Source organism: Stenotrophomonas sp. GW821-FHT09E08 (assembly GCF_059416125.1).
Genome location: NZ_JBWKOO010000003.1, coordinates 209847 through 233995 on the forward strand (window position 1 = coordinate 209847; position 24149 = coordinate 233995).

A 24149-nucleotide genomic window follows, 5' to 3' on the forward strand; every position below is an offset into this window, starting at 1 on the left:
ACCGGGCCATACCCGGCGTCATCTCCTGTCCCCCGGGCATGGCCCGGCGCTACCGTTCATTATTCTGCGATGACCGTTCCCGTTGCCCGCCTCTCCAGCTTCTACCTGTTCTACTACGCGGCGCTCGGTGCGTTCACTCCGTACTGGAGCCTGTTCCTGACGGCGCGCGGCATGAGCGTCACCGCCATCAGCGTGATGATGGGCCTGTGGTATGCCACCCGCGTGGTCGCCCCCAGCATGTGGACCACCCTGGCCGCAGCCTCACCACGACCGATCCGCCTGCTGCGGCTGGGGTGCGTGCTGGCGCTGATCAGTTTCACCGCCTTCCTGCTGCCGCTGCCACAGCCATGGATGTACCCGGCGATGGTCGTGTTCTGCTTCTTCTACAACGCGGTGATGCCGCAGTTTGAGTCGATCACCCTCACTCACCTCGGCAGCGACAGCCATCGCTACGGCCTGATCCGGGTCTGGGGCTCGCTCGGCTTCATCGCCATCGTGACCCTGTTCGGCTGGTTGATCGAGGGCGGTGGCAGCGGCAACCGCGCCGCGCTGCTGCCGTGGCTGATGCTGCCGTTGTTTGTGTTGATGGTGGCCTCGGCCTTCAGCAACCACTATGCACGTGACATCAGCAAGGCCGACGGCGATGCCACTGGCTTCTGGCAGATCGTGCGCCGGCCACCAGTGCTCGCGTTCTTCCTGGCCGCGTTCATGGAGCAGCTGTCGTTCGGCCCGTACTACACGTTCTTCTCGGTCTACATGGACCACCACGGCTATCGCACCTCCACCCTCGGCCTGCTGTGGACCATCGGCGTGGTGTTCGAGGTAGGCGTGTTCTTCACCATCGGCCGCTTCTTCCGCCGCTACGACGCCAGCTGGATGCTGCTGATCGCGCTGGTCAGCTCCTGCCTGCGCTGGGCGGCGACCGCGTTGTTCCCGCAGAACCTGCCGGTGATGCTGGTCGCGCAGAGCGCCCATGCGCTCGGCTTTGCTGCCTTCTTCGCGGCAGCGATGCAGATGCTGGCAACCTATTTCCCCGGCCGCCTCAATGGCCATGGCCAGGGCCTGCTGTACGGATTCTCGTCCGGTGTCGGCGGCGTGCTGGGCGCGCTCATCGCCGGCCAGCTGTGGAAGATCGACGATGGCCGCACTGCATTCCTGGCCGGCAGTGCTTTCGCCCTGATCGGTGCCCTGCTGTGCTTCTTCGCATTGAGCCTGCCGCTGATCCGCGCGAGACGGCGGCGTCGCGCGCACTGACCATGCGCCAGGTCAGCGCTGCTGCAGAGCCTGCTGCAACGAAGGCAGCAACACACGGTTGCCGTGAGCGCTGAGATGATCACCATCGAAGAACAACGGTCGACCATCGCGCTGTGCTGGACATAGCACGTCATCGCACAGCACCGGCATCGGGTCCCACAGCACTCCACCCGGCAGGCCATCGACCACTTGCCGCAGGCTGCCCAGCATCGGCGCACGCAGCGTTTCCATCGCCTCGCGCGTGCTGTCCAAGCCATTGCGGCAGATCTCGTTGCGCGCATTGAAACGATCCGAACAGCGATACGGCGGCGCCGGCAACACCGGCTTGGGCGCCTCCAGCACTATACGTACACCGCGCTCGGCCAGCGGCTTCCACTGGGTGATCGCCTCTGCCACTTCTGCCTCACGTCCTGCAGCGGCTTCCGGGGTCAGCTCGCCTGCCAGCTGCGCCTGCGCATCGAACAACACGAACTGATCGGACAAGCGCGGTATCCGCAGCGACACCAGCACCACGGCATCACCTGGCTGCGCTCGCTGCGTGACGTCAGCGAGCATCGCTGCGTCGAAATCACTGCAACCGGCACCCGCGCCGCGCCACTTCTGCAGGCTCACCTGCGGGCATCCACCTCGCCCATAGAGGACGACCTCCGAGCCGGCCTCAAGCGCCAGCCGCTGCAGCAGCTCGATGTAAGCCATCGCATGCGAATCACCGGCAACAAAGACCCGCTTTGGCGCGCCGGCCGACAGCGGCCGTTCGCAGGCGCCACGGGCATAGGTCCGCATGCTGCCACCTGCGAAGCGTTGCTTGTCCGTCACCAATGCACAATGAGGATAGTCGCCTGACACGCTCTTGCCGTTGGGATACCAGTCGGCCGGATGCCGGCTGACCGTGCTCAGTGATATCCGCGATGCCTGCAGGTAGAGCAGCGTCTGGGTGCCGGCCGCGACCATCAGAATGGCCGCGCCTGCCAGCACCCAACGACCTGGGCGCACGCGTTGCGCCAATGTGCCGCGGAACGGTTGTTCCACCCAGCGCCACGACAACCATGACAGCAGCAACACCAGCGCCATCGCCGTGGTCATCTGCAAGGGGGTCTGCAGGCCTACGGTCCAGCGCATCAGCACGAATACCGGCCAGTGCCACAGATACAGTGAGTACGACAGCAGGCCGATGTAGCGCATCGGCTTGCTGGCCAGCAGGCGTGCCACCCAGGACCGCGGATGATGATGCAGCGCCCACAGCAGGCCTGCAGCAGCGAAGGTCGGCAGCAGGCCGTCAGGCCACGGCGAACGTCCGGCCCGTGCGGTCCACAACGCCCAACACAGCAGGGCAAGCGCCACCATCGCAAGCAGCGAGAACACGGGGGCGGCGCGCTTCAGTGCAGCCGTCGTCACTGGATCCTGTGGCTGGCGAACATGCAGCACCTGGAACAACAGTACACCAACACCCAACTGCCACAGCCGCGTACTGGTGGCGTAGAACGCCCACGATGGAGGTGTCTCGCGCAGGCCCAGCACCGCCGCATGCAGCAGCGACGCCACGCTGACCACGGCAAACAAGCCCAGGCTCATCCAACGCCCGCGCGCGCCGCGTGCCCAGGCGAGGAACAGCAGCGGGAACAGCAGGTAGAACTGCTCTTCCACGCCCAGCGACCAGGTATGGGTGTAGGGATTGAATTCGGCCTTGGGCGCGAAATAATCGTTGCCGATCAGCGCCAGTACCCAGTTGCTGAAGCCGAAGAACGCCATCAGCCCGGTCTTGTCACTGGCCTCGCTGAGCCAGGACTCGGGAATGAACAGCACGCTGGCAACGGCGGTCAGCAGCAGGCAGCTGATCAGCGCAGGTGCGATGCGGCGGATACGGCGCGAATAGAAGCGCAGCATCGATTGCCACAGCGACAACGGTGGCAGCCGGTGCACCGACGCGCTGACCACGAAACCGGAGATGACGAAGAACACATCTACGCCAGTAAACCCGCCCGGCAACCAGGCCGGGTCCAGGTGGAACACGATGACGGCCAGCACGGCAATCGCGCGCAGACCGTCAATGTGCGGCACGTAGCCACGGCTTGGTTCAGCGGTCATCCCTTTCCCCACAACCGCGGAGGCAGCGCCAGCCGCGGTGGTTGCGTCCTTACCAGACCAGGTCGTCCGGCACCTGGAACTGCGGGTCGGCGTATGGATCTTCCTCGGCCGGCGCGTTCGGATCGACCTTCAGGGCCACCGACGCGGCAAACACTGCCTCGGACTGCGCCAGCACTTCGGCGGTGACCAGCAGGTAGCGGCCATTGAGCTGGACCACGCCCAGTTCACCCGCATTGAGCGCAGTCAGCTGTTCGGCGGTCACGTAGATGCGCTTGATCTTGCCGCCATACGGGAAGTGGCGGGCAATGTCGGCATCTTCGGCATTCAGGCCCTTGTCCTTCAGCAGCTCTTCCAGCTTGGCCTTCGCCTCGCGGCGCACGCGCGCTTCTTCCTGCTTCAGGCGCTCTGCCTGGATCCGTTCTTCCTTTTCCTTCTGCGCACGGATGGCGTAGGCCTTGGCCAGATCCATCTCTTCGGCACTGCGCGGCTTGCGCTGGCCCTGCTGCCCCTGGCCCTGGCCACGCGCCTGGCCGCCGGGCTTGCCGGCTCCAGCGTGGTGACCATGGCCACGGCGCTCGCCGGGCTTGTGCTCGCCCTTGACTGCGCCCTGCGGCTTTCCATTGCCATTGCCACCCTTGCCCTGCGGGCGGCCATCACGGCGGGGGCCATCATTCTTGCGCTCGGGCTTGGGCGCCGGCTTGAAGCCCAGGCCCATCAGCTGGTCGCGGAGGGTATCGCTCATAGAGTTCGGATCAGTAGTGCGGCGGCGGCGGTTCGCTCGCCGGATCGGAAGAATTCAGTGCGTTGCGGACCTTGCCCAGATCTTCCAGCAGCACGCGCAGCACGTCGGCGTTGCGCATGCCCTGCATGCTGGCATCAGCCAGCGCATCGCTCAGTTCGGCAAGCGCCTGTTCCTGGAAGGACACGCGCATTTCAAGCTCGACCAGGCGCGCTTCCAGCGCCTGCTCACGTTCGCTCGGCAGCTCAGACATGCAGCGAACGCCCCCGGCCGATACCGTAGTACGCCAGGCCTGCGGCTTCCACCTCGGCCGGCTCGTACAGATTGCGGCCATCGAACACCGCCGCGTCCTTCAGCTGCTCGCGCAGCTTCTGGAAATCGGGGCTGCGGAACTGCTTCCATTCGGTCACCACGACCAGTGCGTCGGCACCTTGCAGCGCTTCATCAGCGCTGTTGCAGAACACCAGGTCGTCGCGCTCGCCGAAGATGCGCTGCGATTCATGCATCGCTTCCGGGTCATATGCACGCACCGTCGCGCCACCTTCCCACAGCTGCGCCAGCAGGCGACGGCTGGAGGCTTCGCGCATGTCGTCGGTGTTCGGCTTGAAGGCCAGGCCCCACACGGCAAACGTCTTGCCGCGCACGCCTTCGTCCTCGCCCTTGTCATAGTGGCGCTGGATGAGGGCGAACAGATGGCCCTTCTGTGCATCGTTGACCGCTTCCACCGCGTTCAGCAGCTTCGGCTCGAGGCCGTACTGCTGCGCGGTGCGGGCCAGCGCCTGCACATCCTTGGGGAAGCACGAGCCGCCATAGCCGGCGCCCGGATAGATGAAATGCCAACCGATGCGCGGGTCCGAACCGATGCCCTGGCGGACCTGCTCGACATCTGCACCGACACGCTCGGCGATGTTGGCGATTTCGTTCATGAACGAAATCTTGGTCGCCAGCATCGCGTTGGCCGCGTACTTGGTCAGTTCGGCCGAACGTACGTCCATTTCCACCACGCGGTCGTGGTTGCGGTTGAACGGCGCATACAGACGGCGCATGACCGCCACCGATTCTTCGCTGGTCGCACCGATGATGATGCGGTCCGGGCGCATGCAGTCGGCAACCGCATCGCCTTCCTTCAGGAACTCCGGGTTGGACACCACGTCGAAGGCGATGTCCGCATTGCGCGCAGCCAACTCTTCGGCAATGGCCGCGCGCACCTTGTCGGCGGTGCCGACCGGCACCGTCGACTTGTTGACCACCACGGTCGGCACACTCATGTGCCGGCCGATGGTGCGGGCCACGGCCAGCACGTACTGCAGATCGGCGCTGCCATCCTCGTCCGGTGGCGTGCCTACGGCGATGAAAACGACCTGGCCATGGTCGATGGCGGCCGCGGCATCGGTGGTGAATGCCAGCCGCAAGGCGGCATGGTTGGCCTTCACCATGGGCTCCAGGCCCGGCTCGTAGATCGGGATGATGCCCTGGTTGAGGCCATCCACCTTGGCCTGGTCGATATCGACGCAGACCACCTGATGACCCACATCGGCCAGGCAGGTACCGGTTACCAGTCCAACGTAGCCGGTACCAAAAATCGCAACGCGCATATCCGTATTCGCTCCTGGATGACTTACGGCAGGACGCCCAGCAGCTCGACGTCGAAGGTCAGAGTTGCGTTCGGGCCGATCGGGCCACCCGGGGTGCCGTTTTCGCCATAGGCCAGGTTGCCCGGGATCCAGAAGCGGTACTTCGAGCCGACCGGCATCAGCGCGACGCCCTCGGTCCAGCCCTTGATCACCTGGTCCAGACCGAACTCGGCCGGCTGGCGGCCGTAGGAACTGTCGAACACGGTACCGTTGAGCAGCTTGCCTTCGTAGTTCACGCGCACCTTGCTGCTCGGCAGCGGGCGCTCGCCGCTACCCGGGCGGATCACCTGGTACTGCAGGCCCGAGGCGGTGGTCACCACGCCCGGCTGGGTCTTGTTCTTGGACATGAACGCATTGCCTTCCTCGCGGTTGGTCTGCGCGGCGGCGGCGGCCTTGGCCTGCATTTCGGCCTGCTTGGCACCCATGAACGACTGGATGGTGGCGGTCGCGTCAGCTTCCGTCATCTTCGGCTGGCCCTTGCTCAGGCCGGTGCTGATCGCGTCAAACAGCGAGGCGACGTCGATGTCGTCCTTCAGCTGCGCCAGCGACGGACCGACCGAATAGGAACCGATCATCTGCGACACCTTGACGCGGTCAACCTTCGCCGGCTGCGAGCCCGGCGCCATGCCCGGCACCTGCTGGCCGCTGCGGGCCATCACCACCTGGCGCAGTGCGGCATCGGTGGCCTTGGCCTGTTCCTGGGTGATCTGGGGCTGCAGGCCTTCGAAGGAGCGCTCCACGGCGGTGCGCAGGGCAGCTACGTCAATCTCATCGGCAATCGGAGTGAACGACTTGGCCACGTCCAGGCCGATGGCGTAGCCGAGCTTCTGCTTGGGGGAATTCAAGGTTGCGGTCTCCTTGGCGGCTGCGGGGGCAGCCGGTTGTTGCGACAGAGCGACACCCGAAGTGCCCATTGCCAGAATCAGAACCGACGCCGCGGCGCCGCGCATTCCCATCTTCATTCGCTGCATTCCTGAAAGTGTCCGGGCGCCGACGTCGGCGCGAAAAGAGTCATTGTCGCACGCATGCCGTCGATGTCGAGGCATACATGCCGGATATCAATGCGTGGCGGTAGCGGCCAGCGCCTTGTCGATGGCGGCGGTGAGCTGTACATCATCCGGCGTCACCTTGCTGGCGAACTGGGCGATGACCTTGCCATCGCGGCCGACCAGATATTTGTGGAAGTTCCAGGCCGGGGCTACGCCGGTGGCTGCGGCAAGGCGCTGATAAAGCGGCGTTGCCTGCTCCCCCACCACATGCACCTTCTCGAACATCGGGAACTTGACGCCGTAGGTCAGGGTGCAGAAATCCTGGATCTGCTTCTCGTCGCCCGGCTCCTGGCCCTTGAAATCATTGGACGGGAAGCCAAGCACCGCGAAGCCACGCCCCGCATAGCGCTTCTGCAGCGCTTCCAGCCCTTCGTACTGCGGGGTATAGCCGCACTTGCTGGCGGTGTTGACCACCAGCAGCACCTGTCCGTGGTAGCGCTGCTGCAGGTTGACCTGCTGCTTGCCGGCCAGCGGCCGGTAATCCAGGTCGAGCAGATCGCCGGCAAGGGCACTGCCGGAACCAGCAGCGCCGGCCACCATCAGGACCAGCAGGGACAGGCCGCGCAGGCGGCGCGGGGAAACAGTCGGCAGGGGCATCAGGAGCGGTCCGCGGTAGCCATTCAACAGGGGCCCGGCCAGCACCGGCCGGGAATCGGCCGAACTATAGCACCGGGCTCCGGCGCCCCTGATGGCACAGGCCCACCCGGGCTTTGCGCGGCGTGGCGAATGCGCTGCCCGGGCGCGATAGACGGCGCAGTGATGACATAGCATGGACATCACTGAATGGAAGGCGGATGTGGACTGCCCCCTGCGACAGTTTTATTTCTCTTTTAAATCAATTGAATAAAGGGATATTTCAGCAATCTGACCACCCCTGCCATCAGTTGGGGACGGTAGGGGGTTGCACGTAGGCGTGCCGGTGTTATAGTTGCATACAACACCAGTCACCTGAGACAGGGGGAAGCCATGAACGTCCGGATACGTCGCAACCTCACCGCACCCGCGGCCGCTGCCGTTTCGACCCTGATCGTGCTGGCCTGGCTGGCCGCGCCAACCTCCCCCGCCTCAACCGACAGTGCGCAGGACGCGACCGCTTCACCGGCAGGCAATGCTGCCCCCTCCCCCTCCCCCCCGCGTCGGCTGCACAGCTCCCTGTCCATGCCGTACTTCTCGTTCGCCCAGCCGCTGACCCCACGGAGCTGAATATGAGCGACATCCAGTGGAGCGACGGTGCTCCTATCTACCGTCAGTTGAAGGAGCGCGTGATCGCCATGATGCTCGACGGAATCCTCAAGCCGGGCGATGCCCTGCCTTCGGTGCGCCAGGTGGCCGCCGACTACCAGCTCAACCCCATCACCGTTTCGCGCGCTTACCAGGAACTGGCCGACGAAGGCTTGGTCGAAAAGCGCCGCGGGCTGGGCATGTTCATGACCGAACAGGCGGCCACGCAGCTGCGCAGCAGCGAACGCGAACGCTTTCTCAATGAAGAATGGCCAGCGGTCCTGGAGCGCATCCAGCGCCTGGGCCTGAGCCTCGACGAATTGCTGCCCCAGGGGAAATTCTGATGAATGCCAGTCCCACTACTGCTGCACCCGGCGATGCCGTCATCACCGCCAAAGGCCTGCGCAAGGCCTACAAGACCACCGTCGCCCTCGACAACGCCAGCTTCAGCATTCCGAGCGGGCGCATCATCGGCCTGATCGGTCCCAACGGCGCCGGCAAGACCACCGCCCTGAAGGCCATCCTCGGCCTGACCTCGGTGGAAGGCGAGCTGAGCGTGCTCGGCCGCGATCCGCGGCTGCACCGCGATGAACTGATGAACGACATCTGCTTCATCGCCGACGTGGCCGTGCTGCCGCGCTGGCTGAAGGTCCGCGAGGCGATCGATTTCGTCGCCGGCGTCCATCCGCGCTTTGACCGCGCCCGCTGTGAGCGCTTCCTGGCCAACACCAAGCTGCAGCCGAAGCAGCGCGTGCGCGAGCTGTCCAAGGGCATGATCGTGCAGCTGCACCTGGCGCTGGTGATGGCCATCGATGCCCGTATCCTGGTGCTGGACGAGCCCACCCTGGGCCTGGACATCCTGTACCGCAAGGAGTTCTACCAGCGCCTGCTGGAAGACTACTTCGACGAGCAGAAGACCATCATCGTCACCACCCACCAGGTGGAAGAGATCGAACACATCCTCAGCGACGTGATGTTCATCCGTGACGGCCGCATCGTGCTTGATGCGGAAATGGACGAAGTCGGGCGGCGCTACACCGAGCTGCTGGTCAACGCCGACCAGCTGGACACCGCGCGCGCCCTGAAGCCGATCGACGAACGCAGCCTGACGTTCGGCAAGACCGTGATGCTGTTCGATGGCGTGCCGCGCTCCCAGCTTTCCACCCTTGGCGAGACCCGCAGCCCGGGCCTGGCCGACCTGTTCGTCGCCATCATGAAGGGGACCTACGCATGAATGCCGTCAACCACCCCGTCAGCCCACTGGGTACGCTGCGCTGGCTGCTCAAGCGCGAGTACTGGGAAAACCGCGGCGGATTCCTGTATGCCCCGCTGATCGCCGGCCTGATTTCGCTGGTGATGAGTACAGTGGGCATCGCCTTCGGCCTGTTCGCGCTGAACCGTGCGGCGCGTAACGGCGCGCTGCATGTCGATGGCGAAAGCGTGAACGTCAACGGCCTGGACCTGGCACTGCTGACCCGCAACATCGACAGCAAGGACCTCACCGACCTCGGCAACGGCCTCGACCTGACCCTGGTGCTCAGCTCGGCATGGCCGTTCCTGGTGCTGGCCTTCGTGGTGTTCTTCTACTGCCTGGGCGCCCTGTACGACGACCGCCGCGACCGCAGCATCCTGTTCTGGAAGTCCTTGCCGCTGTCGGACACGCAGACCGTGTTGTCCAAGGTGATCAGTGCACTGGTGGTGGCACCGCTGATCGCGGTGATCGCCGGCATCATCACCATGTTCGGCTTCATGCTGATCATCAGCATCGTGGCCCTGATGCATGGTGGCAGCCCGATGACCCTGATCTGGGGTCCGGCCAGCCCGCTGACCCTGGCCGCCGGCCACCTGTCCTGGATTCCGGTCTATGCCCTGTGGGCATTGCCTACCGCCGGCTGGCTGCTGCTGTGCTCGGCCTGGGCCAAGAGCAAGCCGTTCCTGTGGGCGGTGATGCTGCCGCTGTTTGCCGGCGTCATCGTCAGCACCACCAAGATCATGCCGCTGTTCGGCCTGAGCACCGGCTGGTTCTGGCAGAACATCGTCGGCCGCCTGCTGCTGGGCGGCGTGCCGGGCATGGACCTGGTGTACCGCCTCAGCGCCGGTTCGCGCCGTGACCTGGATTCGGTGGTCAGCCTGATGTCCCCGGCTTCGCAGTTGAAGTCACTGGCGATGCCGGAACTGTGGATCGGGGCCGCCGTCGGTGCGTTCTTCATCTTCCTCGCCATCCGCCTGCGCAAGCGCGCCGGCGAGATCTGATTCCATCCACCCGGAGGCACCACCCATGCGTTCCCTGATCGCCTGTACCGCGTTGTTGCTGTTGCCGCTGTCGGCCCTTGCGACCGATGCACAGAACTGCAAGTTCACTGCTGCCCGCACATTGAAGCTGGACGTGGCCGGTGCCAAGGCGGTGGTGTTCGAGGTCAACCAGCACGACCTGAAGGTCGTTGCCAGCGCCGGTGGTGGCCAGCTCGACGGCCGCGCCTGTGCCTCCAACCAGGAATGGCTGGACCAGCTGGTGTTGGACCAGCGCAAGGTGGGCGACAAGTTGGTGGTCAGCCTGCGTCGCGAGGGCCGCATCAGCAGCATCAGCCTGGGCAACAGCTACGCCTGGCTGGATATCCGCGGCAGCGTGCCGGACAACCTGCCGCTGCAGGTCAAGGTCGGCTCGGGCGACGCCAGCGTTGAAAACGCGCAGTCGTTGAGCGTGGACGTTGGTTCCGGTGACGCCGCCGCCCGCGGCACCCGGGGCAGCATCCATGCCACGGTGGGTTCGGGCGACCTCGACATCGACGGTGGCAGCTCGCTGAACCTGCTGTCGCTTGGCTCGGGCGACGTTACGGCGCGCAACATCGGCGGCGATGCCATTACCGGCACGGTCGGCTCCGGTGACCTGAAGATCACCGACGTGCGTGGCAACGCGCGGCTGGACACCGTCGGCTCGGGCGACATCGAGTTCAAGCGCGTGCAGGGCAATGTCGAGGTGGGCGTGGTCGGCTCCGGCGGCGTCGACCTCACCGACATCGGCGGCAATGTGCACGTCCGCAGCCATGGCTCGGGCGACATCCAGGTCGATGGCGTGCGCGGCAGCCTGACCGTCGACCACAGCGGCAGCGGTGACGTCGGCCACCGCAATGTCAGCGGCAAGGTCACCCTGCCGCGCAACAAGTAACTTCCAGCCAACCGATCCCAGGGGAATACCATGAACCTGTTGCGCCTGCTGCCTGCCACCCTGTTGTGCCTGCCGCTGATCGCCTGTGGCGGCACATCTTCCTCGCCTGACAAGACCGTCGGCAAGAGTGTTGCCGAGGCCACCAGCGGCGTCGGCGAGACCGTCAAGGACGCCATGAACGATGCCCGCAAGGACATCGCCCAGGGCAACATCAAGATCTCCGCCGACAAGCAGCCGCGCGCGGAAATCACCCCGGACGGCCGCCTGCTGATCGCGGGCAAGGACGTCGCCGCCAATGACGCGCAGCGCCGCCAGTTGCTGGAGTACCGCGGCCACGTGGTCGCCATCGCGATGGACGGCATGGACGTCGGCCTGGCCGGTGCCAAGCTTGGTGCCAGTGCCGCCGGCGAGGCGCTGAAGGGCATTTTCAGCGGTGACAGCGAAGGCGTCGAGAAGCGCATCAACGCCGAAGCCGCCAAGATCGAGACCCAGGCCAAGCGCATCTGCGACCGCCTGCCCGCGATGCTGGCCAGCCAGCAGGCGCTGGCGCGCGAACTGCCGGCATTCAAGCCCTACGCGACGATGGACCAGAGCGACGTGGACGACTGCGGCAAGGACACCGGCAAGGGCCACACCGTCAATCTCTGACTGCGGCAAATGAGCGCACCCGGCCGGCAGCGCGCAAGCGTTGCCGGCCGACGCTGCCTGCGCGGGCTTACAATGGCGGCCCCGGATGCACCCGATCAAACCGCCATGAAGAAACTGTTCCTGCTGCTGGCCGCCCTGCTCTGCCTGGGCCTGGTTGGCTGTGACAAGGATTACCGCAACCACCGCGCCGAGCGCGGCAAGCCCAAGATTTCCGTGAGCGAAGGCATGGTCACCGTGCGTCGCCCACCCGCGCCGAACATCATCATCCTCGCCGATGGCACGATGAAGATGGACGAAATCCAGATTCCGCTGGACGACGCGCAGAAGCAGATGCTGCAGACCATGTTCGGCAAACTGCAGGTACTGCGCCAGAACACTCTGGTGGCGGCCCCGGCCGATCCCAACATGCAGCCAGTGAAGATCCAGCCGCCCGAAGGCATGGAAGTGATTCCGTCCGATCTGATCCAGCGTATCCCCGAGTTCAAGGACTACACCGACACCTTCGGCAACATCGTCGCCGACCGTCGCTGAAAAAAACGCCGCCCGAGGGCGGCGTTTCTCATTGACCCGGTAGCGCCGGTAGATCAACCGCCCGCGCCACCACCACCGGCCTGGATGCCACCGGCAGTCAGCGCGGTCGGATCCAGCAGGCGGCGCAGTTCGGCTTCGGCCAGGCCGCTGTCTTCCAGCGCCACGTCCAGCACCGGGCGCTGTTCCTTGTAGGCGCGCTTGGCGATCGCCGCAGCCTTCTCATAGCCGATGATCGGGTTCAGTGCGGTGACCAGGATCGGATTGCGTGCCAGCGCCTCGGCCACGCGGTCCTCGCGTACCTTCAGTCCGGCAATCGCGCTGTCGGCCAGCAGGGTGGACACATTGGCCAGCAGGCCGATGCCATCGAGCAGGTTCACCGCGATCAGCGGCAGGGTGACATTGAGCTGGAAGTTGCCGGTCTGGCCGGCCACGGTAATTGCAGTGTGGTGGCCGATCACCTGTGCACAGGCCATCACCGTCGCTTCCGGAATGACCGGATTGACCTTGCCCGGCATGATCGAGCTGCCCGGCTGCAGCGCCGGCAGTTCAATCTCGCCCAACCCGGCCAGCGGACCGGCGTTCATCCAGCGCAGGTCATTGGCGATCTTGATCAGTGCCACCGCCAGCGCATTGAGCTGGCCGGACAGCTCCACTGCATCGTCCTGCGCGGCCAGGCCTTCAAACTTGTTCTCGGCGCTGTCGAACTTGAAGCCCGTCTGCTGCTTCAGCGCCTTGGCCACCTGCGCGCCGAAACGCGGGTCGGCGTTGATACCGGTGCCGATGGCGGTGCCACCCAGCGGCAGCCGGCGCACGCGCTTGAGACTGTCTTCGATGCGCTCCTGGGCCGAGGCCAGCTGCGCCGACCATGCACCGAATTCCTGCTCGAAGGTGAGCGGCATCGCATCCATCAGGTGGGTACGGCCGGTCTTGACCACCTTGCGCAGGCTGCGGCCCTTCTTGTCCAGGGTCTTGCGCAGGTGTACCAGCGCCGGCAGCAGCTGCTCGTGCGTCGCAAGCACCGCCGACACGCGCAGTGCGGTCGGGATCACGTCGTTGGAGCTCTGCCCCTGGTTGACGTGGTCATTGGGGTGCACGGCGGTCTTGCCCGCCTTGCCGGCACGGTTGGCCAGGGTGGCAATGACCTCATTGGCATTCATGTTCGACGACGTGCCCGAGCCGGTCTGGTAGACGTCGATCGGGAAATGCGCGTCCCAGTTGCCGGCGGCCACTTCGGCGGCAGCGGACTGGATGGCCTTGGCCACGTTCTTCGGCAGATGGCCCAGCTCTGCGTTGACGCCCGCGGCGGCGCCCTTGACCAGGCCCAGCGCGCGGATGAAACCGCGCGGCATGCGCTGACCCGACACCGGGAAATTCTGCACGGCACGCTGGGTCTGTGCGCCCCACAGGGCGTCCGCAGGCACCTGCAGCTCGCCCATGCTGTCGTGTTCGATTCTGAAACCCTTGCTTGCAGCTTTGCTCATTGCATCAACTCCGCACTACTTCAGTTGGGGAAAGGGAAGCGGCGGCTGGCAGGGTGTCGCTTCCCGGGCTGGCGGCTGCGCCAACGATACTCCCTTGACGGTGACACGGGATGACGGGGACGGGCCAGATCGTTTCATCCGCAGGGCCGTTGTGTGTGCGCAAGGGTAGTGCCGGCCGCTGGCCGGCAATCCTTGGAAGCGTGGACCGGGCGTGGTTGCCGGCCAGCGGCCGGCATTACCTGACCGGCACGTCGTAGAATATGGCCCCCGCCGCTCGTCCCAGCCCTGCCGACATGTCCGATTCCGCCCTGCTCGCCCTGTCCCCGCTTGATGGCCGCTATGCCGGCAAGGTCGACGCCCTGCGCCCGATCTTCTCCGAGTACGGCCTGATCAAGGCCCGCATCACGGTCGAGGTGGAATGGCTGCTGGCCCTGGCCGCCGAGCCGGGCATCGTCGAACTGGCGCCGTTCTCCGACGCCGCCATCGCACGCCTGCGCGCCCTGGCCAGCAGCTTCAGCCCGGCCCAGGCCGCGCGGGTGAAGGAGATCGAGCGCACCACCAACCATGACGTCAAGGCGGTGGAGTACTTCATCAAGGAACAGCTGAAGGACGACGCCGAACTGGCCCCAGCCCTCGAATTCGTGCATTTCGCCTGCACCAGCGAAGACATCAACAACCTCAGCTACGGCCTGATGCTGGAACAGGCGCGCCGCGAGGTGCTGCTGCCGACCCTGGACGGCATCGCCAGCACCCTGCGCAGCCTGGCCCACGCCCAGGCCGGCCAGCCGATGCTGTCGCGCACCCACGGCCAGACCGCCTCGCCGACCACCCTGGGCAAGGAACTGGCCAACGTGGTCGCCCGCCTGGAGCGCCAGCGCAAGCAGATCGCCGCCGTCGAGCTGACCGGCAAGATCAACGGCGCGGTGGGCAACTACAACGCCCACATCGCCAGCTACCCGGACGTGGACTGGCCGACCTTTGCCGAGCGCTTCGTGACCGGCCTGGGCCTGGTGTTCAACCCGTACACCACGCAGATCGAGCCGCACGACAACATCGCCGAGATCGGCGACGCCGCACGCCGCGCCAACATCATCCTGATCGACCTGGCCCGTGACATCTGGGGCTACGTTTCGCTGGGCTACTTCAAGCAGCGCCTGAAGGAAGGCGAAGTCGGCTCGTCGACGATGCCGCACAAGGTCAACCCGATCGATTTCGAGAATGCGGAAGGCAACTTCGGCATCGCCAACGCGCTGTTCGAGCACTTCAGCGCGAAGCTGCCGATCAGCCGCTGGCAGCGTGACCTGACCGATTCCACGGTGTTGCGTGCGCTGGGTACCGCGTTCGGCCACAGCCAGGTGGCACTGGATTCGCTGGCCAAGGGCCTGGGCAAGCTGGAAGTGAACCCGCAGCGCCTGGATGCCGATCTGGATGCGGCCTGGGAAGTGCTGGCCGAAGCTGTGCAGACGGTGATGCGCCGTCATGGCCTGCCGAACCCGTACGAGCAGCTGAAGGCGCTGACCCGCGGTCAGGGCATCACCGCCGAGTCGATGCGTGCGTTCGTGCAGGGGCTGGAGCTGCCGGCGGATGCGAAGCAGCGCCTGCTGGAGATGACCCCGGGCAGCTACACCGGTCTGGCCGAGTCGCTGGCGAAGAAGATTTAAGGGTTTTCCTTGCGGCGGCGGCCGCGTGCGCTGCCTGCGGCAGGCAACAGCAACGGCAACAGCAACGTCAAAAGCTGCTCTGGGTTTTTGCCGTGTTTGGCGGGGCGGGTTGGGTTCGCGGGGGACGCCGTGAACCCGTCCCTGGGGGCTTGGCCGCGGCATCCATGCCGCGGACACCCCCGCGAACCCAACCCGTCCCACCTCTGACAGATTCCCGGTGACGGATCGAAGAGCGTTGGGTTGTCGGGACGGAATTTTGAAAGAGGGACGCGGCTTCGCCGCGTCCCTCTTTCGTTTGTCCGATGGGGTCAGATCCCTTTTCCATCGGAAAAGGGATCTGACCCCACGAGCGCAGGAGGGCGCCATCGAGCTTACAGGGACGTACTTGCAGCGTCCCCTGCATGGCCCACCCGCCCGGCCAAGCGCGGCTTTTGCTTGTGAACCTGACCGCCACGAGGGGCTCAGCCGTTGGCCGGACACCCCGCGACAAACCCGCGCACGTGCGCAATCCCGGCGAACGTCGGACAATGGAGGCCTTGGCGGCCCGCCGCGCCGCCCCTCCCGCTTTCCGCTGCAAGGATTCCCCCATGGCCGCCCGCAAGTCCTCCGCCCCCCTGATCGAAGTCACCGCCCGCCCCGGCCAGCCGCTGGGCATGGCGCCGGCCACCTTCCTGCGCGACTTCTGGCAGAAACGCCCGCTGCTGATCCGCAACGCCTTCCCGGATTTCCAGACCCCGGTGCAGCCGGAAGACCTGGCCGGGCTGGCCTGCGAAGAAGGCGTGCTGGCCCGCCTGATCGAGCATGACAAGACCCAGGACGGCTGGCGCGTGCGTACCGGCCCGTTCCAGGAAGAGATCTTCCCCACCCTGCCCGACCGCGACTGGACCCTGCTGGTGCAGGACGTGGACAAGTGGGACAAGGACGTGCGCGCGCTGATCGAACACTTCAGCTTCCTGCCGCGCTGGCGCATGGATGATGTGATGATCAGCTTTGCCGCCACCGGTGGCTCGGTTGGTGCCCACGTCGACCAGTACGACGTATTCCTGCTGCAGGCCCAGGGCCACCGTCGCTGGCAGATCGATGCCAGTGAATCGATCAAGGGCAAGCAGCCGCCGCTGGGCTTCCGCCCCGACGTGGAGCTGAAGCTGCTGAAGGTGTTCAAGCCGACCCACGATTGGGTGCTGGCGCCGGGCGACATGCTGTACCTGCCGCCGAACGTGCCGCACCATGGCGTCGCCGAAGACCCCTGCCTGACCTTCTCGTTCGGCATGCGCGCGCCGTCCTCGGCCGAGCTGATCAGCGACTACCTCGACACCCTGATCGCCGATGCCGACGAGAACATCCGTTACCAGGATGCCGATCTGAAGGTGCCGGCCGACCCGAACGAAATCGATACCGTGGCGATGGCACGGGTGATCACCGCGCTCAACGCCATCCGCATGAACGACCCGGACAAGCTGGGCGACTGGTTCGGCCGCTTCATCACCACCTACCGTGCCGCCGGCGAAGTGATGCCCCACCAGGCTGCTCCGGCCCCGGAGGAAGTGGTCGAGGCGCTGGCCTCCGGACTGCTGCTGCAGCGCCACCCGTGGGCCCGCCTGGCCTGGCGGCGGGCCAAGCGTGGCGCCAGCCTGTATGTCAGCGGCCAGGACTTCGCGCTGCCGGTCAAGGACGCCCAGCGCCTTGCCGGTGCCGAACAGCTGGATGCCACCGCTTACCGCGGCCTGTCCGACAAGGGCCGCGCTGCGGTCCAGCAGCTGCTGGTCGGCGGTGTGTTCCAGCTGATCGACCCGAACGAGATGTATGAGGCCGAAGACGAGGAAGACGGTGAGGATGCCGTGGTGCTCGGCGAAGTCGTCGAAGGCCGTGACCGCGTGGATGTGATCGACGCCGACGCGGTGTCCGACGATGTCCACTCCGTGACCGTGCACGACGACGGCATCGAGGTCATCGTCAACTTTGAGGACGACGAGGAAGACGACAGCGACGACGGCCGCGGCTGAGCCATGACCGTGATCCGGGTCCAGCAGGTCAGCCACGCTGATGCCCATGCCGCTCTCCACGACGTGCGCCAGCGCGTGTTCGTGCAGGAACAGGGCATCGCCGCCGAACTGGAGCGCGACGCGCTGGACCCGGTCAGCGCCCATGTGCTGGCGCTGGATGGCGACGGGCAGCCGGTCGGCACCGGCCGACTGGCCCCGGACGGCCGCATCGGCCGTATGGCGGTACTGGCCAGCCATCGCAGCCACGGGGTGGGCGAGGCTCTGCTGGAGGCGCTGGTCGAGGCCGGGCGGCGGCTCGGCCTGGCCGAGCTGCACCTGCACGCCCAGCTGCCCGCCCGCGATTTCTATGCGCGCCAGGGCTTCCTGCCCGAGGGCGAGGTGTTCGAGGAGGCCGGCATCGGCCACCAGCAGATGCGCCGCCGGCTGAGTGCCGCCAGCGCCATCGACAGCCGCGCCGAGGCGCTGGCCATCACCACCGCCATCGTCCATCGCGCCCGCCGGCAGCTGTGGCTGCACAGCCGCCAGCTGGATCCGGGCCTGCTGGATGCGCCGCCGGTGCAGGCGGCCCTGCGTCGCTTCGTCACCGCCCGCCACGACAAGCAGCTGCGGGTGATCGTGCACGATGCGGCCGCGATCGCCTCGGCCGGCGCGCCGCTGCTGGCGCTGGCCCAGCGCCTGCCAAGCGTGATCCAGTTCCGCGAGGTCACCGACCCGGTCGACCGTGCGCTGGCCTCGGCCTGCCTGCTCAACGATGCCGGCGACTTCTACTTTCGTCTGATCGGGCACCAGCTCGACGGCGAGGCCGGCATCGCGCTACCGGCACGTTCGCAGCCGTTCGAGCAGCAATTGCAGCGCGTCTGGGACCGTTCGCGCGATTGCAGCGAACTACGCGCGCTCGGCATCTGAGCCGGCGCAGCTGATCCAACCTGTCTGGAAGCGGCACCGGGGGACGCGCGATGCCCTTGGTGGTGCCCCTTCGTGTCCGGTTGGGGGTACAATTTGGCTGTTTGAACGCGCCCGTGCATGGCTATTCATCTTCGTGCCGGGTCCTTCTGAAGCCATACCCCACAAAGCGAATCAGCACCCTCCATCGTGGACAATCAACTGAAGCAGTTTGCGCAATCTTCGCAACTCGCCGGCGGCAACGCCTCCTATGTCGAGGACCTGTACGAGCAGTACCTGGTCTCCCCGGATAGTGTCGATCCCAAATGGAAAACCTACTTCGACGGCTTCAAGGGCCGCGAAGCAGGTGACATTCCCCACTCGGCTGTCATCTCCCACATCGCGGACGCGGCCAAGGATGCGCTGAAAGCTGGCACCGGTACCGGTGCAGGCGACGAGCGTGAGCGCAATGTCGGTCGCCTGATCACCGCCTACCGTTCGCGCGGTCACCTGGACGCCCGCCTGGATCCGCTGGGCCTGGCTGCTCCGGTCAACACCCCGGACCTGGGCCTGCCCTTCCACAACCTGTCCGATGCCGACCTCAACAGCGAGTTCAGCACCGGCGGCGTGGGTGGCCAGCCGCGCATGAAGCTGCGTGACCTGCTGGCGCGCCTGAAGGCGACCTACACCGGTTCGATCGGTGCGGAGTTCATGCACATCTCCGAGGTCGAGCAGCGCCAGTGGATCTACAAGAAGCTGGAACTGGCCGGTGGCAACTACCAGCTGGACGCTGACACCCAGCGCCGCACGCTGGAGCGCCTGACGGCCGCCGAAGGCCTCGAGCGCTACCTTCACACCAAGTACGTCGGCCAGAAGCGCTTCTCGCTGGAAGGCGGCGACTCGCTGATCCCGATGATGGACACCATCATCCGCAGCGCCGGCAAGGATGGCGTCAAGGACGTGGTGATCGGCATGGCCCACCGCGGCCGCCTGAACGTGCTGGTCAACACCCTCGGCAAGAACCCGCGCAAGCTGTTCGACGAATTCGAAGGCAAGTTCGAGCACGACGAGCACGCCTCGGCCGGCGACGTGAAGTACCACATGGGCTTCTCGGCCGACGTGGCCACCGACGGTGGCCCGGTGCACCTGGCGCTGGCGTTCAACCCGTCGCACCTGGAAATCGCCGATCCGGTCGTTGCCGGTTCCGTGCGTTCGCGCCAGGAGCGCCGCAAGGACACCGCGCGCAAGCAGGTGATGCCCATCCTGATTCACGGCGACGCAGCCTTCTCCGGCCAGGGCGTGGTCATGGAACTGTTCCAGATGTCGCAGGCCCGCGGCTTCGCCGTCGGCGGCACCGTGCACATCGTGGTCAACAACCAGGTCGGCTTCACCACCTCCAACCCGCTGGATACGCGCTCCACGCGCTATGCCACCGACGTGGCGAAGATGATCGCCGCCCCGGTGCTGCACGTGAACGGCGATGATCCGGAAGCGGTGGTGTTCGCCGCGCAGCTGGCCTTCGAGTTCCGCCAGAAGTTCGCCAAGGACGTGGTCATCGACCTGATGTGCTACCGCCGTTGGGGCCACAACGAGGCCGACGAGCCGGCGATCACCCAGCCGCTGATGTACCAGGTGATCCGCAAGCACGCCACCACCCGCGAGATGTACGCCGAACAGCTGGAAAAGGCAGGCGTGATCGCCGCCGGCGCAGGCAAGGCGATGGTCGATGCGTACCGCGAGAAGCTGGATGCCGGTGAAGTGACCACCGAACTGGCCAAAGTCGAGAAGACCCCGCCGAGCAGCCCGCTGTTCGTCGATTGGCCGAAGCTGCTGGAAGGCAAGCTGTCCGATCCGATCTCGACCAAGGTCGAGAAGAACAAGCTGGTCGAACTGGCCAAGCTGATCAACACCGTGCCGGAAGAAGTGCAGCTGCACTCGCGCGTGTCCAAGGTCTACGACGACCGCCGCAAGATGGCCGCTGGCGAGATCCCGGGCGACTGGGGCTTTGCCGAGAACCTGGCCTACGCCACCCTGCTGGACGAAGGCAATGCACTGCGCCTGGTCGGCCAGGACGTCGGCCGCGGTACGTTCACCCACCGCCACGCGATCCTGCACGACCAGAAGACCGACAACTACTACCTGCCGCTGCGGCAGCTGGTGGATTCGCCGGAGAAGGCCACCATCATCGATTCGCTGCTCAGCGAAGAAGCGGTGATGGCCTACGAATACGGCTTCTCGACCACCGATCCGAACACCCTGTGCATCTGGGAAGGCCAGTTCGGCGACTTCGCCAACGGCGCCCAGGTGGTGATCGACCAGTTCATCGCCGCCGGTGAAGCCAAGTGGGGCCGCATTTCCGGCCTGACCCTGCTGCTGCCGCATGGCTATGAAGGGCAAGGCCCGGAACACAGCTCGGCGCGCCTGGAGCGCTTCCTGCAGCTGTGCGCGCTGGAGAACATGCTGGTGGTGGTGCCGTCGACCCCGGCGCAGGCCTTCCACATGCTGCGTCGCCAGCAGCACCTGACCACCCGCAAGCCGCTGGTGGTGATGTCGCCCAAGTCGCTGCTGCGCCACAAGCTGGCCGTGTCGACCCTGGACGAGCTGGCCAATGGCGAGTTCCAGCACCTGATCGGCGATGCCAATGCCGATGCCAAGAAGGTCAAGCGCGTGGTGCTGTGCTCGGGCAAGGTCTACTACGACCTGCTGGAAGACCAGACCAAGCGTGGCCAGGACGACGTGGCGATCATCCGCGTGGAGCAGCTGTATCCGTTCCCGCGTGCGCTGCTGGCTGCCGAACTGAAGAAGTACGGCAAGGCCACCGACGTGGTGTGGACGCAGGAAGAACCGCAGAACCAGGGTGCGTGGTACCAGATCCGCCACCACCTGCAGTTCTGCCTGGCCGATGGCCAGAACCTGCACTACGCCGGTCGCGCACGTTCGGCTTCGCCGGCTGCCGGTCACATGGCTGACCACGTCCGCGAACAGCAGCAGCTGGTCGCCGATGCACTGGTCAACCCGTTCAACGACTCGTTCGCTGAATAACTCTCCCCCTATTTAGAAGACAAACCAGGAAGCTCCCGCATGGCCACCGAAGTCAAAGCCCCGGTACTGCCCGAATCCGTCGCCGACGGCACCATCGCCACCTGGCACAAGAAGGTGGGCGACGCCGTCAAGCGCGACGAAAACCTGCTTGACCTGGAAACCGACAAGGTCGTCCTGGAAGTGCCGTCGCCGGTCGATGGTGTGATCAAGGAAATCAAGTTCGCCGAAGGCGCGACCGTGACCTCCAGCCAGGTCGTGGCGATCATCGAAGAAGGCGCCGTGGCCGCTGCTCCGGCGCCGGCCGCTGAAGCCGCTCCGGCTGCTGCCGCCGCTCCGGCCGCTGCTGCTCCGGCTGCCGCCGCTGCTCCGGCCCCGGCTGCCAAGTCGGCCGCCGACGCGCTGCCGCCGGGCGCCCGCTTCACTGCCATCACTGAAGGCGTGAATCCGGCCGACGTCGATGGCACCGGCCGTCGCGGCGCGGTTACCAAGGAAGACATCGTCAACTTCGCCCGCAACGGCGGCGCCGGCAAGGCCGGTGGCGCACGTCCGGAAGAACGCGTGCCGATGACCCGCATCCGCAAGCGCATCGCCGAGCGCCTGATGGAGTCGAAGAACTCCACCGCCATGCTGACCACCTTCAACGAAGTCGACCTGTCCAAGGTGTCGGCGGCGCGCAAGGAACTGCAGGACGAGTTCGTCAAGGCACACGGCATCAAGCTCGGCTTCATGAGCTTCTTCGTGAAGGCCGCCGCCAACGCGCTGCAGCGTTTCCCGCTGGTCAATGCCTCCATCGACGGCGACGACATCATCTACCACGGCTACTCGGACATCTCGATCGCCGTGTCGACCGAGAAGGGCCTGGTCACGCCGGTGCTGCGCAATGTCGAGCGCATGTCGTTCGCCGACATCGAACGCACCATCGCCGACTACGCCAAGAAGGCCCGTGACGGCAAGCTGAGCCTGGAAGAACTGCAGGGCGGCACCTTCACCGTGACCAACGGCGGCACCTTCGGTTCGCTGCTGTCGACCCCGATCATCAACCCGCCGCAGAGCGCCATCCTGGGCATGCATGCCATCAAGGAGCGTCCGATCGCCCAGAACGGCCAGGTCGTGATCGCGCCGATGATGTACCTGGCGATGTCCTACGATCACCGCATCATCGACGGCAAGGACTCGGTGCAGTTCCTGGTGGACATCAAGAACCAGCTGGAAAACCCGGGCCGCATGCTGTTCGGCCTGTAAGAAACCTCCCGCCCCTCCGCGCCTGCGCGGAGGGGTTCTGGTAATGCATCAAGGAATAATTCAATGGCTGAACAATTCGACGTCGTCGTCATCGGTGCCGGCCCGGCCGGTTACCACGCTGCCATCCGCGCCGCACAGCTGGGCCTGAAGACCGCCTGCATCGACGCAGCGCTGGGCAAGGACGGCAAGCCGGCCCTGGGCGGCACCTGCCTGCGCGTGGGCTGCATCCCGTCCAAGGCGCTGCTGGATTCCTCGCGCCAGTTCTGGAACATGGGCCACATCTTTGGCGACCACGGCATCAGCTTCAAGGATGCCAAGATGGACGTCGAAGCGATGGTTGGCCGCAAGGACAAGATCGTCAAGCAGTTCACCGGCGGCATCGCCATGCTGTTCAAGGCCAACAAGGTCGCCACCTACTACGGCTTCGGTGAACTGCAGCCGGGCAACGTGGTCAAGGTGAAGCAGCACGACGGCTCGGAAGTCGAGCTGAAGGGCACCAACGTCATCATCGCCGCCGGTTCGGATTCGATCGAACTGCCGTTCGCCAAGTTCGACGGCGATACCATCGTCGACAACGTCGGCGGCCTGGACTTCACCGAAGTGCCGAACCGCCTGGCCGTAATCGGCGCCGGCGTGATCGGCCTGGAACTGGGCAGCGTGTGGAAGCGCCTGGGCGCTGAAGTCACCATCCTCGAAGCACTGCCGGAGTTCCTGGCCGTGGCCGACGCCGAAGTGGCCAAGACCGCTGCCAAGGAATTCAAGAAGCAGGGCCTGGACATCCGCCTCGGTGCCAAGGTCTCCAAGACCGAGATCACCGGCAAGGGCAAGAAGAAGGAAGTCGTTGTCACCTACACCGACAGCGAAGGCGAAAAGACCCTGACCGTGGACAAGCTGCTGGTGGCCGTCGGCCGTCGCGCCGCCACCAAGGGCCTGCTGGCCGAAGGCACCGGCGTCAAGGTAAACGAGCGTGGCCAGATCGAAGTCGATGCGCATTGCCACACCGGCGTCAACGGCGTGTGGGCAGTGGGTGACTGCGTGCGCGGCCCGATGCTGGCGCACAAGGGCTTCGAGGAAGGCATCGCGGTGGCTGAGCTGATCGCCGGCCTGCCGGGCCACGTCAACTTCGACACCATCCCGTGGGTCATCTACACCGAGCCGGAACTGGCATGGGTCGGCAAGACCGAAGCCCAGCTGAAGGCCGAAGGCATTCCGTACAAGGCCGGCAGCTTCCCGTTCGCCGCCAACGGCCGTGCCGTGGCGATGATCGAGCCGGCAGGTTTCGTGAAGATCCTGGCCCATGCCGAAACCGATCGCATCCTCGGCATGCACCTGGTCGGCGCCAACGTCTCCGAGCTGGTGCACGAAGGCGTGCTGACCATGGAGTTCAGCGGCTCGGCCGATGACCTGGCCCGCATCTGCCACGCCCACCCGTCGCTGTCGGAAGTGATCCACGACGCAGCGATGGCGGTCAGCAAGCGCGCCATCCACAAGGCGAACTGATCCATCGGGCA

Annotated in this window: 21 protein-coding genes; 14 read left to right on the top strand and 7 right to left on the bottom strand. The window is 65.7% G+C overall.

Going from position 1 to position 24149, the window contains the following annotated elements; genetic code table 11:
• Positions 1 to 69: 69 nt before the first annotated feature.
• The gene (locus AC07M7_RS05625) at positions 70 to 1254 is read left to right on the top strand and encodes an MFS transporter (RefSeq protein ID WP_253079010.1); all 1185 of its coding nucleotides are present in this window, start codon (positions 70 to 72) and stop codon (positions 1252 to 1254) included.
• Between the two features lie 12 nt (positions 1255 to 1266).
• Here the strand turns inward: AC07M7_RS05625 and AC07M7_RS05630 are convergent, their stop codons facing one another.
• The 6 genes from AC07M7_RS05630 to AC07M7_RS05655 all read right to left on the bottom strand — a co-directional run bounded on the left by AC07M7_RS05630 (position 1267) and on the right by AC07M7_RS05655 (position 7358).
• Positions 1267 to 3339 carry an acyltransferase family protein gene (locus tag AC07M7_RS05630; protein ID WP_495206925.1) on the bottom strand — a complete coding sequence of 691 codons (2073 nt, stop codon included), beginning with the start codon at positions 3337 to 3339 and terminating at the stop codon, positions 1267 to 1269.
• Positions 3340 to 3388: 49 nt separating this feature from the next.
• Complete coding sequence (locus AC07M7_RS05635; protein WP_495206926.1) at positions 3389 to 4081, bottom strand: DUF2058 domain-containing protein; 693 nt, start codon at positions 4079 to 4081, stop codon at positions 3389 to 3391.
• A 10-nt stretch (positions 4082 to 4091) separates the two neighbouring features.
• Positions 4092 to 4331: a SlyX family protein gene (locus tag AC07M7_RS05640; protein WP_495206927.1), complete on the bottom strand. Its 240-nt coding sequence runs from the start codon at positions 4329 to 4331 to the stop codon at positions 4092 to 4094.
• A complete protein-coding gene (locus AC07M7_RS05645) occupies positions 4324 to 5673 on the bottom strand; it encodes a UDP-glucose dehydrogenase family protein (RefSeq protein WP_046982651.1) in 1350 nt (449 codons plus the stop codon). The genes AC07M7_RS05640 and AC07M7_RS05645 overlap by 8 nt, the downstream gene beginning before the upstream one ends.
• A gap of 23 nt (positions 5674 to 5696) precedes the next feature.
• Positions 5697 to 6674, bottom strand: coding sequence for an FKBP-type peptidyl-prolyl cis-trans isomerase (locus tag AC07M7_RS05650; protein ID WP_046982652.1), 978 nt, complete (start codon positions 6672 to 6674; stop codon positions 5697 to 5699).
• Positions 6675 to 6770: 96 nt separating this feature from the next.
• A complete protein-coding gene (locus AC07M7_RS05655) occupies positions 6771 to 7358 on the bottom strand; it encodes a glutathione peroxidase (RefSeq protein WP_430765869.1) in 588 nt (195 codons plus the stop codon).
• 369 nt (positions 7359 to 7727) lie between these two features.
• Between AC07M7_RS05655 and AC07M7_RS05660 the strand changes: the two genes are divergently transcribed.
• The 7 genes from AC07M7_RS05660 to AC07M7_RS05690 all read left to right on the top strand — a co-directional run bounded on the left by AC07M7_RS05660 (position 7728) and on the right by AC07M7_RS05690 (position 12327).
• Complete coding sequence (locus AC07M7_RS05660) at positions 7728 to 7964, top strand: hypothetical protein (RefSeq protein WP_100434969.1); 237 nt, start codon at positions 7728 to 7730, stop codon at positions 7962 to 7964.
• Between the two features lie 2 nt (positions 7965 to 7966).
• Entirely contained in the window at positions 7967 to 8326 is a 360-nt protein-coding gene (locus AC07M7_RS05665) for a GntR family transcriptional regulator (RefSeq protein ID WP_012511573.1), read from the top strand.
• The gene (locus AC07M7_RS05670; RefSeq protein WP_136640066.1) at positions 8326 to 9216 is read left to right on the top strand and encodes an ABC transporter ATP-binding protein; all 891 of its coding nucleotides are present in this window, start codon (positions 8326 to 8328) and stop codon (positions 9214 to 9216) included. Before AC07M7_RS05665 ends, AC07M7_RS05670 begins: the two co-directional genes overlap by 1 nt.
• Entirely contained in the window at positions 9213 to 10235 is a 1023-nt protein-coding gene (locus tag AC07M7_RS05675; RefSeq protein ID WP_046987454.1) for an ABC-2 transporter permease, read from the top strand. Before AC07M7_RS05670 ends, AC07M7_RS05675 begins: the two co-directional genes overlap by 4 nt.
• Positions 10236 to 10260: 25 nt before the next feature.
• Entirely contained in the window at positions 10261 to 11148 is an 888-nt protein-coding gene (locus tag AC07M7_RS05680; protein WP_495206928.1) for a DUF4097 family beta strand repeat-containing protein, read from the top strand.
• A gap of 30 nt (positions 11149 to 11178) precedes the next feature.
• Positions 11179 to 11796 (top strand): YggN family protein, encoded by a 618-nt coding sequence (locus tag AC07M7_RS05685; RefSeq protein WP_495206929.1) that lies wholly within the window; start codon positions 11179 to 11181, stop codon positions 11794 to 11796.
• Positions 11797 to 11901: 105 nt separating this feature from the next.
• Entirely contained in the window at positions 11902 to 12327 is a 426-nt protein-coding gene (locus tag AC07M7_RS05690; protein WP_041864559.1) for a hypothetical protein, read from the top strand.
• A gap of 53 nt (positions 12328 to 12380) precedes the next feature.
• On the opposite strand, the gene AC07M7_RS05695 is transcribed toward AC07M7_RS05690, so the two are convergent.
• The gene (locus AC07M7_RS05695; protein WP_295381067.1) at positions 12381 to 13808 is read right to left on the bottom strand and encodes a class II fumarate hydratase; all 1428 of its coding nucleotides are present in this window, start codon (positions 13806 to 13808) and stop codon (positions 12381 to 12383) included.
• A 293-nt stretch (positions 13809 to 14101) separates the two neighbouring features.
• On the opposite strand from AC07M7_RS05695, the gene purB reads away from it, so the two are divergent.
• The 6 genes from purB (at position 14102) to lpdA (ending at position 24138) form a co-directional block, all read left to right on the top strand.
• Positions 14102 to 15469: an adenylosuccinate lyase gene (gene purB, locus AC07M7_RS05700; protein ID WP_295381064.1), complete on the top strand. Its 1368-nt coding sequence runs from the start codon at positions 14102 to 14104 to the stop codon at positions 15467 to 15469.
• A 587-nt stretch (positions 15470 to 16056) separates the two neighbouring features.
• A complete protein-coding gene (locus AC07M7_RS05705; protein ID WP_495206930.1) occupies positions 16057 to 17472 on the top strand; it encodes a ribosomal protein uL16 3-hydroxylase in 1416 nt (471 codons plus the stop codon).
• A 9-nt stretch (positions 17473 to 17481) separates the two neighbouring features.
• The gene (locus AC07M7_RS05710; protein ID WP_136639879.1) at positions 17482 to 18378 is read left to right on the top strand and encodes a GNAT family N-acetyltransferase; all 897 of its coding nucleotides are present in this window, start codon (positions 17482 to 17484) and stop codon (positions 18376 to 18378) included.
• Between the two features lie 186 nt (positions 18379 to 18564).
• A complete protein-coding gene (locus AC07M7_RS05715) occupies positions 18565 to 21396 on the top strand; it encodes a 2-oxoglutarate dehydrogenase E1 component (RefSeq protein WP_495206931.1) in 2832 nt (943 codons plus the stop codon).
• Between the two features lie 39 nt (positions 21397 to 21435).
• Positions 21436 to 22638 (top strand): dihydrolipoyllysine-residue succinyltransferase, encoded by a 1203-nt coding sequence (gene sucB / locus AC07M7_RS05720; RefSeq protein ID WP_012511581.1) that lies wholly within the window; start codon positions 21436 to 21438, stop codon positions 22636 to 22638.
• 63 nt (positions 22639 to 22701) lie between these two features.
• Entirely contained in the window at positions 22702 to 24138 is a 1437-nt protein-coding gene (gene lpdA, locus AC07M7_RS05725; protein WP_136639877.1) for a dihydrolipoyl dehydrogenase, read from the top strand.
• Positions 24139 to 24149: the final 11 nt, after the last annotated feature.

Bases quoted from the DNA above. Each gene is read 5' to 3' on its own strand.
- AC07M7_RS05640 (WP_495206927.1), bottom strand. From the start codon at position 4,331: ATGTCTGAGCTGCCGAGCGAACGTGAGCAGGCGCTGGAAGCGCGCCTG.
- AC07M7_RS05675 (WP_046987454.1), top strand. From the start codon at position 9,213: ATGAATGCCGTCAACCACCCCGTCAGCCCACTGGGTACGCTGCGCTGG.
- AC07M7_RS05655 (WP_430765869.1), bottom strand. From the start codon at position 7,358: ATGCCCCTGCCGACTGTTTCCCCGCGCCGCCTGCGCGGCCTGTCCCTG.
- AC07M7_RS05650 (WP_046982652.1), bottom strand. From the start codon at position 6,674: ATGAAGATGGGAATGCGCGGCGCCGCGGCGTCGGTTCTGATTCTGGCA.
- purB (WP_295381064.1), top strand. From the start codon at position 14,102: ATGTCCGATTCCGCCCTGCTCGCCCTGTCCCCGCTTGATGGCCGCTAT.
- AC07M7_RS05660 (WP_100434969.1), top strand. From the start codon at position 7,728: ATGAACGTCCGGATACGTCGCAACCTCACCGCACCCGCGGCCGCTGCC.
- AC07M7_RS05645 (WP_046982651.1), bottom strand. From the start codon at position 5,673: ATGCGCGTTGCGATTTTTGGTACCGGCTACGTTGGACTGGTAACCGGT.
- AC07M7_RS05695 (WP_295381067.1), bottom strand. From the start codon at position 13,808: ATGAGCAAAGCTGCAAGCAAGGGTTTCAGAATCGAACACGACAGCATG.
- AC07M7_RS05665 (WP_012511573.1), top strand. From the start codon at position 7,967: ATGAGCGACATCCAGTGGAGCGACGGTGCTCCTATCTACCGTCAGTTG.
- AC07M7_RS05630 (WP_495206925.1), bottom strand. From the start codon at position 3,339: ATGACCGCTGAACCAAGCCGTGGCTACGTGCCGCACATTGACGGTCTG.
- AC07M7_RS05635 (WP_495206926.1), bottom strand. From the start codon at position 4,081: ATGAGCGATACCCTCCGCGACCAGCTGATGGGCCTGGGCTTCAAGCCG.
- AC07M7_RS05705 (WP_495206930.1), top strand. From the start codon at position 16,057: ATGGCCGCCCGCAAGTCCTCCGCCCCCCTGATCGAAGTCACCGCCCGC.
- sucB (WP_012511581.1), top strand. From the start codon at position 21,436: ATGGCCACCGAAGTCAAAGCCCCGGTACTGCCCGAATCCGTCGCCGAC.
- AC07M7_RS05625 (WP_253079010.1), top strand. From the start codon at position 70: ATGACCGTTCCCGTTGCCCGCCTCTCCAGCTTCTACCTGTTCTACTAC.
- lpdA (WP_136639877.1), top strand. From the start codon at position 22,702: ATGGCTGAACAATTCGACGTCGTCGTCATCGGTGCCGGCCCGGCCGGT.
- AC07M7_RS05685 (WP_495206929.1), top strand. From the start codon at position 11,179: ATGAACCTGTTGCGCCTGCTGCCTGCCACCCTGTTGTGCCTGCCGCTG.
- AC07M7_RS05670 (WP_136640066.1), top strand. From the start codon at position 8,326: ATGAATGCCAGTCCCACTACTGCTGCACCCGGCGATGCCGTCATCACC.
- AC07M7_RS05690 (WP_041864559.1), top strand. From the start codon at position 11,902: ATGAAGAAACTGTTCCTGCTGCTGGCCGCCCTGCTCTGCCTGGGCCTG.
- AC07M7_RS05680 (WP_495206928.1), top strand. From the start codon at position 10,261: ATGCGTTCCCTGATCGCCTGTACCGCGTTGTTGCTGTTGCCGCTGTCG.